Source organism: Acinetobacter sp. ATCC 27244 (genome assembly GCF_000156555.1).
In the GTDB taxonomy this organism is placed as follows: domain Bacteria; phylum Pseudomonadota; class Gammaproteobacteria; order Pseudomonadales; family Moraxellaceae; genus Acinetobacter; species Acinetobacter haemolyticus.
The window spans coordinates 448,328-462,935 of record NZ_GG665949.1 but is presented as its reverse complement, the minus strand read 5'-3'; the positions used below and the strand labels follow the sequence as shown (position 1 = coordinate 462,935).

10 protein-coding genes, 1 pseudogene and 1 CRISPR repeat array are annotated in these 14,608 nt (G+C 39.1%); of the genes and pseudogenes, 2 read left to right on the top strand and 9 right to left on the bottom strand.

Annotated elements, in window-relative coordinates:
• Positions 1-9 precede the first annotated feature (9 nt).
• The 3 genes from HMPREF0023_RS02050 to HMPREF0023_RS02040 all read right to left on the bottom strand — a co-directional run bounded on the left by HMPREF0023_RS02050 (position 10) and on the right by HMPREF0023_RS02040 (position 7,823).
• Positions 10-396, bottom strand: coding sequence for a hypothetical protein (locus HMPREF0023_RS02050; protein WP_004638645.1), 387 nt, complete (start codon positions 394-396; stop codon positions 10-12).
• A gap of 166 nt (positions 397-562) precedes the next feature.
• A complete protein-coding gene (locus HMPREF0023_RS02045; RefSeq protein WP_008941042.1) occupies positions 563-5,071 on the bottom strand; it encodes a translocation/assembly module TamB domain-containing protein in 4,509 nt (1,502 codons plus the stop codon).
• Positions 5,072-5,117: 46 nt separating this feature from the next.
• Positions 5,118-7,823 (bottom strand): autotransporter assembly complex protein TamA, encoded by a 2,706-nt coding sequence (locus HMPREF0023_RS02040; protein WP_008941041.1) that lies wholly within the window; start codon positions 7,821-7,823, stop codon positions 5,118-5,120.
• Between the two features lie 163 nt (positions 7,824-7,986).
• On the opposite strand from HMPREF0023_RS02040, the gene HMPREF0023_RS02035 reads away from it, so the two are divergent.
• Complete coding sequence (locus HMPREF0023_RS02035; protein ID WP_005081122.1) at positions 7,987-9,309, top strand: MFS transporter; 1,323 nt, start codon at positions 7,987-7,989, stop codon at positions 9,307-9,309.
• 3 nt (positions 9,310-9,312) lie between these two features.
• Positions 9,313-9,948, top strand: coding sequence for a 2-polyprenyl-3-methyl-6-methoxy-1,4-benzoquinone monooxygenase (gene coq7 / locus HMPREF0023_RS02030; protein WP_008941040.1), 636 nt, complete (start codon positions 9,313-9,315; stop codon positions 9,946-9,948).
• 41 nt (positions 9,949-9,989) lie between these two features.
• Here the strand turns inward: coq7 and HMPREF0023_RS02025 are convergent, their stop codons facing one another.
• The 6 genes and pseudogenes from HMPREF0023_RS02025 to HMPREF0023_RS16120 form a co-directional block, all read right to left on the bottom strand.
• Positions 9,990-10,541, bottom strand: coding sequence for a DUF2799 domain-containing protein (locus HMPREF0023_RS02025; RefSeq protein WP_008941039.1), 552 nt, complete (start codon positions 10,539-10,541; stop codon positions 9,990-9,992).
• A 39-nt stretch (positions 10,542-10,580) separates the two neighbouring features.
• Positions 10,581-11,015, bottom strand: a complete 435-nt coding sequence (locus HMPREF0023_RS02020) for a 2-amino-4-hydroxy-6-hydroxymethyldihydropteridine diphosphokinase (RefSeq protein ID WP_004638639.1) — start codon at positions 11,013-11,015, stop codon at positions 10,581-10,583.
• Positions 10,972-11,352 (bottom strand): dihydroneopterin aldolase, encoded by a 381-nt coding sequence (gene folB / locus HMPREF0023_RS02015; protein WP_004638638.1) that lies wholly within the window; start codon positions 11,350-11,352, stop codon positions 10,972-10,974. The genes HMPREF0023_RS02020 and folB overlap by 44 nt, the downstream gene beginning before the upstream one ends.
• Positions 11,353-11,457: 105 nt before the next feature.
• Entirely contained in the window at positions 11,458-12,756 is a 1,299-nt protein-coding gene (locus HMPREF0023_RS02010; protein WP_005081125.1) for an ABC1 kinase family protein, read from the bottom strand.
• Positions 12,757-12,801: 45 nt separating this feature from the next.
• Positions 12,802-13,542, bottom strand: a complete 741-nt coding sequence (locus HMPREF0023_RS02005; RefSeq protein ID WP_409333562.1) for a HesA/MoeB/ThiF family protein — start codon at positions 13,540-13,542, stop codon at positions 12,802-12,804.
• A gap of 290 nt (positions 13,543-13,832) precedes the next feature.
• Positions 13,833-14,460: direct repeats of the CRISPR family, unit length 28 nt; unit sequence GTTCACTGCCGCATAGGCAGCTTAGAAA.
• Between the two features lie 2 nt (positions 14,461-14,462).
• A pseudogene (locus HMPREF0023_RS16120) lies at positions 14,463-14,608 on the bottom strand (lipase chaperone); the annotation flags it as partial.

Genomic DNA, 14,608 nt, shown 5'->3' with positions numbered 1-14,608 from the left:
GTGAATACATTAAAATGATTTATAGTTTGGAAGTTCATCGTGTGGTGTCGCCAAACACTGCTCTGTGAACTTTTGCTTCATTTCATCACGAATTGCACTCGGATCAGACTTCAATTGATCGACTGGTATCTCATACACTTCATCTATGATCTGCAAGATGAATTTATGAATGGTTTTATCTTCAATTTTTCCCGCATGTTCTATTGCTTGCTGTTTCTCAATTGCATTTTGACGATCTAATGTAATTGAACGCGCTGCATTACCTACACTAACACAAAAACCATGCCATTTCTCTTCTGGCGTTAATGGCTTTTTGTCTGCACATCCAACCAAGACCAAACCTATTGCAATCAACAAAACTTTTTTCATCATCATACTGCGGTTAATTTGATGCACACATCATACTCAAAGCGAGTTATTTTGCAAAATGAACGATTTAAAATATCGCTCATGGTAATAAAAACATACAAATTACTAGGGCATATTTACGTTTCACAGATGCTTGTGAAAGTCTCTAATATAAAAAACCTGCTTTATTGACTAAAACAGGTTTTTATTAAAGTTAGAATCGCCAGTTGTAGAAAACGTCAATTGCCCGCTCTAATGATTGACTCGCTTCCAAATATAAACGGCGATTCATCTGGTAACGTAATGTCAATTTATTCACAGGTGTGAAGACACCAACACCATAACGAATAAACAGATCAGGTGTGATGTAGCCTGTTAAACTCACCTGTGTATCATCACCTGTTCCTTGAGCATCAAGTGCTAAACCACTTAATCCAAAAGTTCGCCCAATCTGATTGGTTAATGCACGTGTACCACCCAAGCCCATACTAATACCTGCCGCAGCAATCGTATTATTAACATCAGATTTAAATCCTTCGGTATTACTTAAACCACTACCACCTTCATTGATGCGACCTGTTAATAAAGCATTGAGTGCTTCTTGTTCAGATAAACCTGCATCATTATAAATTTGCACGTTTGGTACAGTCGCTGTACCCGCGACACGCACCCCCACCATACTGCCTTGCACTGACTTATTGGCATCGATATCAAGTGTCGGGTTTGCAAGTGGTCCGTTAAAACGTGCAATCGCGCGATTCAGATCTAAGCTTTGTCCATAGGCCTCAATTTTAACTTTCTGACTGACACCTATTGCACCATTGGCACGCATAGCCGTTTCTAAACCACGTTGTGACAAATGTAATCGGCCCACCAAAGGAATGTTACTTTCAAAACCTTGGAAAATAACTTGATTCCCCAACGTGACTGTCATGTCAGCTCGAATATCCCACGGTTTTGCTGCTCTTAAGGTCGCAAGTAAATCTTGGCCTTGATGCACCACACGCACATCTGGAGAGACATTGACCACAGTCGCCGAGCTTTCAGGCATTGATATACGTGCACGAGGTACATCAATCGTTCCTCTTAAACTCAAACGCTGATCAAATGGGTAAACATCTAAGCTCAAGTCAGGTTGCACAATCGCAGTGATCATTGGTGCTTGACGAACCAACAAATTATCGCCTTTTAGGGTTAAAGACAAATGAGGATTATCTTTCCAATCAAAGCGGCCTTTTATTCGCCCTACACCTTGACCACTATTAAATGCTCCATCAATACTTGCAGTATCTTGTCGGATGGATGAATAAAGCTGCATATTGGTGAGATTGACAGGAAGCGAAATCATACTAATCGCCCCATTCTTCAAACGCATTTCACCTGTAAATTGAGGCTGTGTTAGTGTGCCGTTGATTTTTCCAGCCAATGCTAAAGTTCCAGCCATCGAACGTACATCTTTGATAAACGGTTTAAAGACTTTAAGCTGAACATCATCAAAAGCAATCTCCCCACGCATCGGCATACCCGTTTGGAATGGATCAATTACTACATTGGCATAGCCCGTACCAATATCAGGAGTTTTCATATCCACACGGAATAACAGACCGTCACTGATACTTTTAGCAATCAGGCTTAACTCATCATACGTTACTGTCGTTGCTGGATCTTGAGGGTCTTCGGCTGCTAACCCAATTTCACCTTTGCGCGTTACTAAACGTGAATCTAACTTAGGTCGAGTGCCTTTTGCCCATGATGCTTTTGCATAACCATTCAACTGACCTGTAACTGCAATACCTTCTGGCATAAATGCCGCAAAGTCTTTTAAATCAAGATCCTTGGTAATAAATGAAAAATTGCCTTTTTCTGGACTAATTCTGGCAGGTTGATCTAAACATAATTGACTCTCAGCACTTTGCCAACAATGTTGCCCAACATATAATTCTGTCCGCGCAGTAGTGTATATCACAGGTGTATTTTGATTTTGTACCAAACTCACACGACGTGAACTAAATTTACCTTTTTGGATTTGTCCAAGCCAATCATTATTCTGATTAAAGCCACCCGCGAGCTGAACATAGAAATTAGTACGTGCATTTTTTGTTTCAAGTTTTAATAAATGCGCTCTGCGTGTGCCTGTTAAATTCAGGGTCGCATTTTCTAATTCTCGTTTACCGCTTCGCAACTGGTCTATAGTTGCGGTTAACTGTGTTGGTGTTGTTTCAGAAGTGGGCAACTGACCTTGAATACGCAAAGATTTAACGCTCGCCAAATCATTAAAAGCGAAACCATCGACTACAAGATTTGCAGTTGCGCTCAAACGTGGTTGGGACTGAACATTTAAGCTACCATAAGCACGCCCACGCAATCCTGGATATAATTCATATAAAGCAGGAGCATTCACTTTAAAGCGTAAGCTTTGCGCATTACCCGTCGCTTGCAACTGATTCTGACCATAAGCAAAAAATAAATCATTGGCTTCAAATTGTTGTGGTAAGAAACCTGTTTGATTCGAATCCAGTAATAAAGACAAGTTACCACGACCACGTACCGGTCTATTGTTTAAAAAACCTGCCGCATTGAGCTGACGAATATCAATACGTTTAACTTTATCAGACCAAACACCTTGAGTTTTAACATGTCCCGAGACTTCACCTTTTAAACTTGAAACAAAGTACTGCGGTTTAAAACGAACGAGAGATGTCTCTATATTCCAGCCTATCTTATCTTGTAAATCAACAGTGCCTGTAGCAAACAGCTTTCCAGCTACACCATCATGCTTTAATTCATTTATCTTTATATTGGTTGGTGTACCTGCGATATTAATTTTTAGTAAACCATTCCCTTGATTTAAAGCATTTAAAGAACCATCGTAATCAACTGCGAAACTTTTAAAGCCACCGCCAGCTTGAACATCATCAAACATCAATGCGGTAGTTGCCTTGCCTTGCAATACGACTGTTTCTTTTTGATTTGCTTGAGCCAACTGCCCTTGCAAATCAATTCGTTCAAATTGAATAATTTGCTGATTTGGTTTGGCAAAACCAGAAGCAAGTATTTCACCATTTAATAGATTGACAGGTGCAGCCAGAGCAACCGTTTGTGGATTAAAATCTTTGGCTTTAATTTGAGCTTGCCAAGCCAACTGCTGTTTATCTGTTGGAAGCTTAACCTTTGCCTGACCATCTAGACGACCTTTCTCAGCAACATAACTAAAGTTTTCAACATTGAGTAGGCTACCTTTTAAATCAATATGCGCATCGTATTTACCAGCAGGTAAAAGCCCTTCTTCATGTGGACGTACCGTAGTCGCTACATAGATATCTTGTTGATCATCTTTTAAAGTGATATTGGTATGCCCTTCAGCACTACTTAACCACCCGATATAAGGAACTGCACGATCTATACCTTGCCAAGCAACATCTAATAGCATCGGTTCGGGTTGATTATTCTTCTGCTCCGATTGATTCAATTTTACTTGCCATGTTTCGTATTTATCAAACGCAAGTTGCGCATTGACTGACATACCATTTTTCAACATACCTGTTGAACTAATGTTTGCATCCAAACTTGGTGGCAGAAAGTCTTGCGCAATCTGTGGCAAAGTTTCATCTTTTGCATTTAAGCGATCTAAACGTCCTTTTAAGTCCCATGAGACATGATCTTTCCAATTGACTAGACCCTTCAAACTGACAGAACCACCCATCAACTGACCATTGAAGTCCTGAATGTTGAGTTGATCCGTCAAATCCGTTTCCATCAGCGCATTATATTTACCCTCAGGAATCTGTTCGCCTTTCAAATCAGTATCTAAACTCAAAACGAGTTTTTCTATATTTCCTTTGAATCTTGCAATACCATCTTTCGCAAAAAGTTTCTGTTCTTTTAAAATTGGCAAATGATAATTTCTAAAAAACAATTCACCTTGCATCGGCACTTGATCCCGCACCGGATGAAGCACAGCCCACCCAGTGAGCAAATCTGGAGTCAGTGTCGCTACACCTGCTCTCAAAGTGTCTAGGCTACCTGTCGCTACCACTTTAATTGTTTCAATATCAATACTATTTAGTGCAGGAATTATCAGATCCGCTTTAGCATTTAATGGATACTTGCCACTAAAATCAATTTGACCAGTTGCATCTTTAACTGCCAAATACCCCATATCCATACGGGAATCTTTAAATTTAAGTTTAGTCTCTGACCAAAGTGCATCTTTTAGATATATATCATCAAAATTGATTTTTGCAGTCGCAGTTTGAATTTCCAAATGATCTAAGGATGCCTCATCAATACGCAAAATAAATGGCAGCTTAATCGGGTCAAATCCAAAGGGTTCACCAGATGGTGGTTTCTTGTTAATAATTTTGAGATTGGCTACATCAGCATGACTTAAATGTATTTCTTTCTTTAAAATGGCTCTCCAACCTAAAGAAACATCGGCACGATCTAAGGATACATCAACTGCCTCTAACTGCACTAAAACATTTTTGAGAATAATGCCTCTTAATAAATTACCGCTTTCATACTCATAATGAATGATTTTTTGGGTTTGCAAAACACGATCTAAGAGGAAACGACTTCCTTTATCGGTTGACATCATCACAAGTAAAGAGCTGACCAATAACAGAAGGATGATCAACACCATCAGCAAAATACTCCGAAGAATACGCCGTTCCCGTTTTGGACCTGTTGAAGGTGTCTGTTGCTGCTCTACGTCTTCCGTCATAATTAACCCGAAATCATTTCCCCAGTAAAAGGGCTATTAAAAAATTTTAAAGTTGCGGTCCGATAAAGAAATGCAATCGAATCGGACGATTATCATTTGAGATTCCAGATGCCACATCTAAACGAATAGGTCCAATTGGTGACCTCCAACGGATACCAACCCCCACACTATATTCAGTCGGGTTACTAAATTGTTTATCAAAAGCATTACCAAAATCAGAGAAAACTGCAGCGCGCCAACCATCTTTAAATTGATAGTTATACTCTAAAGAACCAACACCCAGTGCTTGCCCCCCGATCTTATAACCATCTTCTTCTGGTGATAAACTCTTATAGTCGAATCCACGAAGTGATTGGTCACCACCTGTAAAGAAGCGCAAATTATATGGAACCTTATCAAAGTCATCAGTGAAGATATAACTTGCGTCCCCACGCCCTACAAATTGGTGATTGTCATTTTCGCCCAATGAATAAATAAATCGCCAGCCCGCAGTTAAAATCGCCATATTGGCATCTGAAAGAATCGATTCAGTTCCCAATTCCACCTTATAGGTCTGTTTAAAGCCTTTAGTTGGGTTTAAACGAGTATTAGAGTTGGTTTTAGAAATCTCATAACCGAGTAATAAAGACTCTTGTTCAGAGTTTGTACCCGCTGCCCTAAAAGCATCAGGTAATTCTGAAACATCAACATCACCTTTTCCGGTGAGGCGATCTAAACGATAACGTAGACCAAAAGTATGTTGCCAATCCCCTAGTGGATTTTTAATTACCCGCTCACCACCAACAACCGCAGACTCAACTAATAATTCAACATTTGGTCCAATATTGTCACGGGTTTCGCGCTCATAACCACCAACAAGGTTAAAATAATCGTTGAGCGGATGTTTATAAGGGATGCTATAGCGACCATCAATGGATTGACGGATTTCAGAAACTTCAATATTGGCATCAAAAGAATGCCCATGTTTATTTACAAAAGCACGGCGATACTGACTACGAATACGTGCGCCTGTATCAGTACCATAACCAACCCCTGTCTCAATCGTATTGAGACGATCCGCATTAAGTGTTACAACCACAGGGATCTTCTTTTCAAGCCGAGCTTGTTCTTCTAACGCTTGACGCTCTGTCTCATCATTTTGAATATTTGGCATGGATCGCGCTAAGGAATAAGCAGGTGTTGGCTCACTGCCAGAGAATTGTGACTCATCCACTACATCTTGGGTCACTTCTTCAGCAGAGACAACTTGCTGCCGCGCGATATCTGCTTTTTGTTGAGCACTAAATAACTGAGACTGTTCAACCCGTTGTTGATCAACCAAAGCCTGTAAATCAGGTGGTAAATCTAAAGGCGGTTGAATTGCATCAGGCTTAATAGTATCAACAAGTGTGTAGTTAAAATAACGCGTATTGGTTAAGTTATTTGCCAATACATTGACACGCCAGAATGCGTAATCATCACCATCTTTCCATGGAGCAAGACTATCCAGCACTTTTTGAGTAAGCGGTAAAGGCTTGCTTGGATCACTCATTTTATACTCAACAGCTTTTAGCTTATAACGCTCACCTGTGTCGTATTTTAAGTTAATTTCTGCGGTCTTTTCAGGTTGACTGATTTTAACGTCATGTAATCGCCAATAAGCATCAAAATATCCATTGTCTGAAGCTGCATTGGTAATTTTTGTTTTAGTCGCCTCATATTTACCGTGATTAAAAATATCACCTTCATCTTGTTCTGGAATTAAACGAATAACTTGAAATTGAGGTGCGTTTTCACCCTCACCTGTAAATTCAATATTCTGTTTATCAATCTTGACTGGTTCATTTGGTTCAACCGTCACTTTCACCCGACTATCGCTCAGCTTTTCAAAACTAAAGCGTGCATCATAATAACCAACTGCTTGTGCAGCCTGATTTGTCAATGAACGAAGCTGTGGTAAAGCAACATTGAAATCTTCAAATGCTTCTTGGGTAAAGCTTGAAAGTTTTGCTTTGATATTGGTCGCTAACGCCGGTGGAGCGCCTGATACATCAGCACTGATACGAGGAACTCTTTCCGCGCCGAGTAAATTTTCAGGTCTAAAGCGATTGACGATACGTTTAAAAAAGCCAGCTTTTTCTTCTACTTGCTCTGTCTTTGGTTGTAGCTCAGCTAGAGTTCTTCCTGATTCATTTGCCTCAACAATAATCTGGCTATCCGCTTGGATCTCTTGCATTAATCGATCAATATTAACTGGTGGGTTACTGATCTCTGTTAATTCAGATTGTGTTGCTTCATTAACTACAAGCTCAGGATTTTTAGCTACATTCTCTCGATAAGCCAATGCATCATTTTTGGCTTCTTCAGCAATTTGAAAAATCTCGTTCGCCATATTCTGATCTACAGCGATCACAGGAAGATGCTCTAAATTTTCATCTAATTGTATTGGTTTCAGCGTATCAATTTGACTTGGGGCTTCTTCTTGTTGTTTAAGTGCAGCAACACTATCTTGCACAGGATTGTAATATTCTGAAGATAAATTAAATGTTTCATAAGGAATTTCAGGTGAAGGAATCGACTTCACTTGATCTTTCATTCGTTCTATTGTTGAATTTTCAGCCACAACAACAGCTTCTTCGTCGGCATAAGCTACTGATATACAATAGCTAATCAAAAAACCACTACAAATAAGTTTAGGAAAGCTCTGCATTTTAAATATTAAATGCATAGAATGAACCAATGTTGACTGTTTAAACTTAGATTTAGATGGCATGTAGGTCTCTAAACGTACTTTTTTGATTTATCGTTTCTGATCGATGAAAACAACCTCAAATTGTTGATTTTCATCCAATCAAACATTAAAAGTATCATACATGTATTTCTCAGTCTTTTTACAGATCGTCACATTTTTTTATAAATCATAATGAAGTGAACACATGATGAAACAAGATGAACAGTTAATGACATCACGTCGGTTTGCCCCAATGTTTTTCACTCAATTTTTTGGTGCGTTAAACGATAATGTTTATAAACAAGCGCTCCTTTTGGTGATTACATATGGCTGGATTCAACAACAAAGTGCAGCAGTCAGTACACTCAATAATTTAGCCGCGTTACTGTTCATTTTGCCCTATTTCTTTTTCTCCGCCACAGCAGGTCAAGTTGCTGATAAATATGAAAGATCCCAACTCGTCCGCTTTCTAAAGCTACTTGAAATCGTCATCATGATGATCGGTACAGCTGGCTTTCTATTGGGTAATTTATGGCTATTATTATTTGCTTTATTTTTAATGGGGACACACTCAACTTGTTTTGGTCCAATTAAATATGCAATTTTACCAGAAATTCTAAAACCTCAAGAACTCATGTCTGGAAATGCGCTTTTTCAGTCGGGTACATCGATTGCAATTTTGTTTGGTATGATCCTTGGTGGAGCTGTTATTGCTTCCTCCGCAGGTAACTTATTGTGGATTAGTATTACAGTTTTAATTATTGCTTGCTTAGGCTATTTAGCAAGTCGCTTTATTCTCCCGCAAAAAGTTGCTGCCCCTGATTTAAAGATAGATTGGAACTTTTTCCGTACCAGTTTTCAAACCATCAAATATGCCAAAAGTATCCCTATTGTTTTCACCGTTTTATTAGGAAATTCTTGGTATTGGTTCTATGGTGCAACTTATCTCACTCAAATCCCACAGCTTACGCAACAAAATCTACATGCCTCTGAAAATGTAGTGAGCTTATTACTCACCTTTTTCTCTGTTGGAATCGGGATTGGGTCTTTATTGTGCCGACGCATCGGTGGCTCTGAAATTAATATTAAAATGGTCCCTTATGGTGCTATCGGTTTAACCGTATTTGCTTTCTACTTAGCAGCAAGTTTAACTTTTGTACCAGAGCGCACTGGTGAGCTGCTCAGTTTAGGTGACGTATTTTCTGAAGGTGCTGTTTATTATCACGTTATGTTGGCTGTTACACTATTAGGTATTAGCGGTGGATTTTACATCGTGCCTTTATATGCCATGATGCAGGCTTATTCACCTCGCTCTCATCGCGCACGCGTTGTCGCTGCTAATAATATATTAAATGCTGTATTTATGGTCTCTTCAGCAATTTTCTCAATTTTAATCTTAAGCATTTTGAAAATTGATATTAAAATCTTATTTAGCATTACTGCTGTTCTCAGTGCCATTTTTTCATTTTGGTTATTAACACGCCTGAAGCCATTACTGAAAAATGCACCTACTACATTAGAGGATTAATCCATGCGTCACTACACAGGTCTGGATCAACTGATCAATTCATTTGACCAAGCATTACGCAGTTTAGTTCCAGGAGCAACAACTTCTCAGTGCAGCAATCCAGCAAACGATGAAGCCTCACAACTTTGTGTCAGTGATGCTCGCCATGTTGCAGGTTTAATGCGTGTCAATCATAGTGGTGAAGTATGCGCACAAGCGCTTTATCATGGTCAAGCACTCACCGCTAAATTGCCGCATGTCCGTGAAGAAATGCAACAAGCAGCCGTTGAAGAACAAGACCATCTCGCTTGGTGTGAAGATCGTTTGAAAGAATTAGACAGCCATACCAGTGTATTAAATCCAATTTGGTACGGTTTATCTTATGGTATGGGCGCAATTGCAGGCATCGCAGGTGATAAATATAGTTTGGGCTTCGTAGCTGAAACTGAACGCCAAGTAAGTCAACACTTACAAGAGCATCTCCAACAATTACCTGAACAAGATCAACGCTCGCGTAAGATCCTTGAGCAAATGAATGAAGATGAACTACACCATCGAGATACTGCATTAAAAGCTGGTGGTGTGGATTTGCCTGTACCAGTGCGCATTACCATGACAGCTATTTCTAAGCTAATGACTAAAACCAGTTATTACATCTAAAAACAATGGCGTTATATAAGGATATAACGCCATCTTATCAATCACGGCAAACCGTGTTCTGCTTTAAAACGCTCTAAATTTCGAACCGCATCCTGATAACGGAACTGTACACGATTACGATTTGATCGTAGATCAGATAAACGTTTCTTATATTCATCTCGATCTTTAGCTGATAGGTCTTTACGTTCCAACTCTCGCAAATAATGGCTCACATCACTCTGAGAACGATTAAACTCCGAATTTGCTTGATAATATTCGTGTGCGACTTGATAGTAAGGACGTAATGCCTCACGCTTTTCTATCGAACAAACGCGATAATCACCACGCCCTTCTAAGGCTTCATTGAAAATAGATTCAGGTCTACAGTAATATCCCAATCCTTTTTGATAGCCTTTTTCGTATAAAGCTTGGTTCGGAACCACATTGGCTTTCTGACAAGAAGAATAATATTTATCTAAACGAGATTCATATCCAGCTGAGCCATCTTTTTCACCGACACTCGACCAATTTGCTGTTTTGCATTGCTCAACACTCATTGCCGCACAGCCAGATAGCAAAACCGCCATAATAGAAATGGAAACAAGAGTTTTCATCACGTTATTCCTGTTGTTATCATGTTAATTTTAAATAAATTAAAGCGTTATAATCGGATATTTTCTGTTTTGATCATATTGTAATATCTGATTTGGCCACAACTCATACAAAGGAATCTTTACATCTAAAGCAAGCGGTAGTTTTTTAGGATTAAATTGCATCTGATCTAAACTTTCGCCCCATGCAATCACATCGATATCCAAACTAATATGATGCGATGGACGGACACGCCCAGATTGTTGTTCCAATTTTTTTAATATATCAACAATTTCATCAACACTTAAATGGCTTTTTAATAAACATGCCGAATTCCAATAATCAGCACCCACCCCATCACGACAAGGGATTTCATAAATTGAAGAAAACTCAACTGTTCCTAAACTCATAATTTGAGCGTAAGCAAAATTGAAATTTTCTAATTGTTGAACATTACTCGCCAGCGCGAGCGCAAAAATCGTTTCTGTTGCGATCAAGGCGAATTCCTACTGCATTTGCTTGTGCAATGATGGCTGGTTTACGGATTGTAATGCTAATAGAATCAATTGAAGGAAACGTATTAAACAAGACCTCTAGTACCAACTGAGCAGCATGCTCAATCAGTTTAGGTTTTGCATCTTGAATCACTTGCGCAGCAATCTCACAAATCTGAGCATAGTTAAGAGTATCTTCTAACTCATCTGATCGAGCTGCTTGTGACAGATCATTATGAATAGTGAGATCAAGCATTAACGGTTGAATAATTTGGCGTTCCCAGTTGAAACAACCAATCACGGTATCAACCTTTAAACCTTCAATAATAATGGCATCCATCACTTAACATCTCATCTATTTAAACCATTACTAATTTTGAGTAAATGAAATCCCCCTTATAAAAAAGGGGGATAAAACAACAATTATCACTTTACGTTGAAATTTTTAGTGCTTTAACAACGAAGCAGGTTCGATATTGTGAACCATTTTCAAACGCTGGTCAGCATAAATATCGGTATATGGTGCAAGAACACGCATGAAACGATCAAAATATAACATTTGCTTGAATAATAACGCGAAGTCACGAGGGAATTTGATGCCATGACGTTCCCCAACAGCCACCATATCCATCATAATATCATTCAAGTCTGCTGGATTTGAGCTTAAAATTTCCTGTGGATCAGCCAATAATACCCCACTAAATAAACGCTCTAAATCTGCTGCAAGAACTTGGGTATCAATCTTCTGATTGGTCATCCCCATTTTGAGCATGTTTTCAGCCATAGCAATATAATTGGTATGCTGTAAGGCATCCATAAACGCCATACAAGCAGTCCACACTTCTGGATTTAATTGACCAACGATACCGAAATCAATAAAACCAACTCGGCCATCCTCAAGCAGCATCAGATTGCCAGCATGTAAGTCCGCATGGAAACTTTTACACAACATCAGACTACCAAACCATGTATTCATTGCAGTGATTAATACTTGTGTTGGGTCTTTTGCATACTGTTTTACCACATCAAAATCTGTCAATGGCACACCATATAAACGCTGCATGGTTAGAACACGGCGTGTAGAGAATTGGTGATAAACTTTTGGTGCTGTCGCAGCTTGATTGCCCGAAATATTCAGATACTGAACAAAATCATCTAAGTTTTGTGCTTCTTCGATAAAATCAACTTCACGTACCATACGTGTTTTGATCTCATCCACAATTTCAGATAACGATGCAAATTTGATTTTTGGTACAGCTTTTTCTAGAAGTTTGGTTGCCCAGTGCACCACATTTAAATCGGTATATAAAATGGTTTCAACACCTGGTTTTTGTACTTTTAAAACCACATCTTCGCCTGTAACCAATTTGGCAGCATGAACTTGGGCAATCGAAGCTGAAGCTAATGGATTCTCATCAATAAAACTAAAAATCGAGTTTAAATCTTTCCCCTCAAACTCCTCAGCCAATACCTGCTGAATATAGCTAAATGGTAAAGTTGGAGTTTGATCTAAACATCCTTGAAACTCTTGAACGTACTCACGTGGAAATAAGGACGGCGTACTCGCAATAAACTGCCCTAATTTAATATAGGTTGAACCTAATGATTCGAAAGTTTCTCGCATTAATTTTGCATTACTAGGCTTCTCAGTTGCATATTTGACACCTGCTTGTGCTGCAACAATCACTGTTTCACCTATACGTGCAACAGATCGTAATCCATCAACTAAAATATTTCTTTTCATAATCTTTCATTGCCTCGAAGATGGCATTAGTTTAGCAAAATTTATTCAATTTACCGACGCACTTGCCTGACAAACTGGACAATTTACATCTTTTTCAAACTGCAAAATACGTTGTGTTAGATTCAGACCATTCCAAAGCAACAATTTTTGCTTGAGCGGCGTTAAGCCTAAACCCAAAAACAACAATGTGTGATGTGCTTGTAATGACGCTATCATTACAGGCGTTGTTGCAAGCACCCCAGATTCGGCACAACGTAGACCTTCATTGGTCTGATTTTCTTTAGGAAACAAACATTCATAACATGCTGAATCAGATTCAACCATAAACATTTGACCTTCGAAACCGATTGCTGAAGCACTAATCAAAGGCACTTGATGAGTTTTACACACAGCATTGACGAGATAACGGGTCGTAAAATTATCACAACCATCTAACACTACATCTTGATGCTGTACCAATTCATCAGCATTCGTTTCGTCAAATCGTTTATTTTGATAGCTGACTTGTATATGTGGGTTAATCTCTTGTAGGTGTTTCGCCAAAGTTTCTGCTTTGTATTGCCCAAGATCATTTGAGGTAAATGCGATTTGTCTTTGTAGATTACTCATCTCAATTGTATCTGCATCCACGATCGTTATTTTGCCTACACCTGCACGAGCAAGTAACTCTGCACTCGTACAGCCGATCCCTCCAGCACCAACAATCAGCACATTTGCCAATTTTAATTTTTCTTGTGCTTCAATATCCCAACCATCTAATAAAATCTGACGACTATATAAATGCATTTCGTCATCAGTTAATTCAAAAGTATGTTCTAGATGATCAGACACGTTCCATGATCTCAAAATCGGCTTAATGAATGCTGATTTTAAGTGGCTAATCTCATTTAGCAAAGCATTTAATGCTTGCTGCATCATTTATTTTGACAAATCAACGGATTTACCCCAATATTTTTATTACTCTTTAACAGCTTAATAAAATCAATACCTTATGAATCAGCATAAAAACTTTGGGTGTTGAAGTATTTTTCAACCCAAGCTAATGTTTTTTCTTAATTTATTTATGCTATTTTATTGTTCACTGCCGCATAGGCAGCTTAGAAAGAAGAAAAACCCATAACAATCAAATGCTTAGCGTTCACTGCCGCATAGGCAGCTTAGAAAACTAGGTGTAAATGCTCTTTAGGCATATATGGGTTCACTGCCGCATAGGCAGCTTAGAAAGTTACGTTCCAACCAACGCTTTTTTAAGCGTGGTTCACTGCCGCATAGGCAGCTTAGAAAGCATTAAATCAGGTTTTGGTTCTGCATCTCACGTTCACTGCCGCATAGGCAGCTTAGAAAAATCTGTGAAGGCGTATAATTTGTATCGGTCTGTTCACTGCCGCATAGGCAGCTTAGAAAGCGAGTTTATTACCCGTGATGATGCTGGTCGAGTTCACTGCCGCATAGGCAGCTTAGAAATTATGTAGAGCTTAAGTGCAGTCCCGCGAAGAGTTCACTGCCGCATAGACAGCTTAGAAATAATCCCAAGCGCTCAAATGATTTTGCTTGTAGTTCACTGCCGCATAGGCAGCTTAGAAAGTATCAGCTTTTGGTGGCTTTGGTAACGGCATGTTCACTGCCGCATAGGCAGCTTAGAAATTGAATTGCGGTAAAGGCAGCCCATTCTGAGGGTTCACTGCCGCATAGGCAGATTACGATTTCTTCCGATCATGCATCATTTCATAAGTTTGTGCTCTTAATAACTCCTCTTTGGTTGCAAATGAGTTATTTCTAAGCTGGTTTAAAGCACGTTGCTTGCTCGCATCATCAACATCGCTCTTTAAAATCTGATCGCGTTGGGACAAAT

What these genes read in the sequence shown, in the direction of transcription:
- coq7 (WP_008941040.1), top strand. Translation starts at nt 9,313, where the DNA reads ATGCGTCACTACACAGGTCTGGATCAACTGATCAATTCATTTGACCAA.
- HMPREF0023_RS02035 (WP_005081122.1), top strand. Translation starts at nt 7,987, where the DNA reads ATGATGAAACAAGATGAACAGTTAATGACATCACGTCGGTTTGCCCCA.
- HMPREF0023_RS02010 (WP_005081125.1), bottom strand. Translation starts at nt 12,756, where the DNA reads ATGAAAAGAAATATTTTAGTTGATGGATTACGATCTGTTGCACGTATA.
- HMPREF0023_RS02005 (WP_409333562.1), bottom strand. Translation starts at nt 13,542, where the DNA reads ATGCATTTATATAGTCGTCAGATTTTATTAGATGGTTGGGATATTGAA.
- HMPREF0023_RS02040 (WP_008941041.1), bottom strand. Translation starts at nt 7,823, where the DNA reads ATGCCATCTAAATCTAAGTTTAAACAGTCAACATTGGTTCATTCTATG.
- HMPREF0023_RS02025 (WP_008941039.1), bottom strand. Translation starts at nt 10,541, where the DNA reads ATGAAAACTCTTGTTTCCATTTCTATTATGGCGGTTTTGCTATCTGGC.
- HMPREF0023_RS02045 (WP_008941042.1), bottom strand. Translation starts at nt 5,071, where the DNA reads ATGACGGAAGACGTAGAGCAGCAACAGACACCTTCAACAGGTCCAAAA.
- folB (WP_004638638.1), bottom strand. Translation starts at nt 11,352, where the DNA reads ATGGATGCCATTATTATTGAAGGTTTAAAGGTTGATACCGTGATTGGT.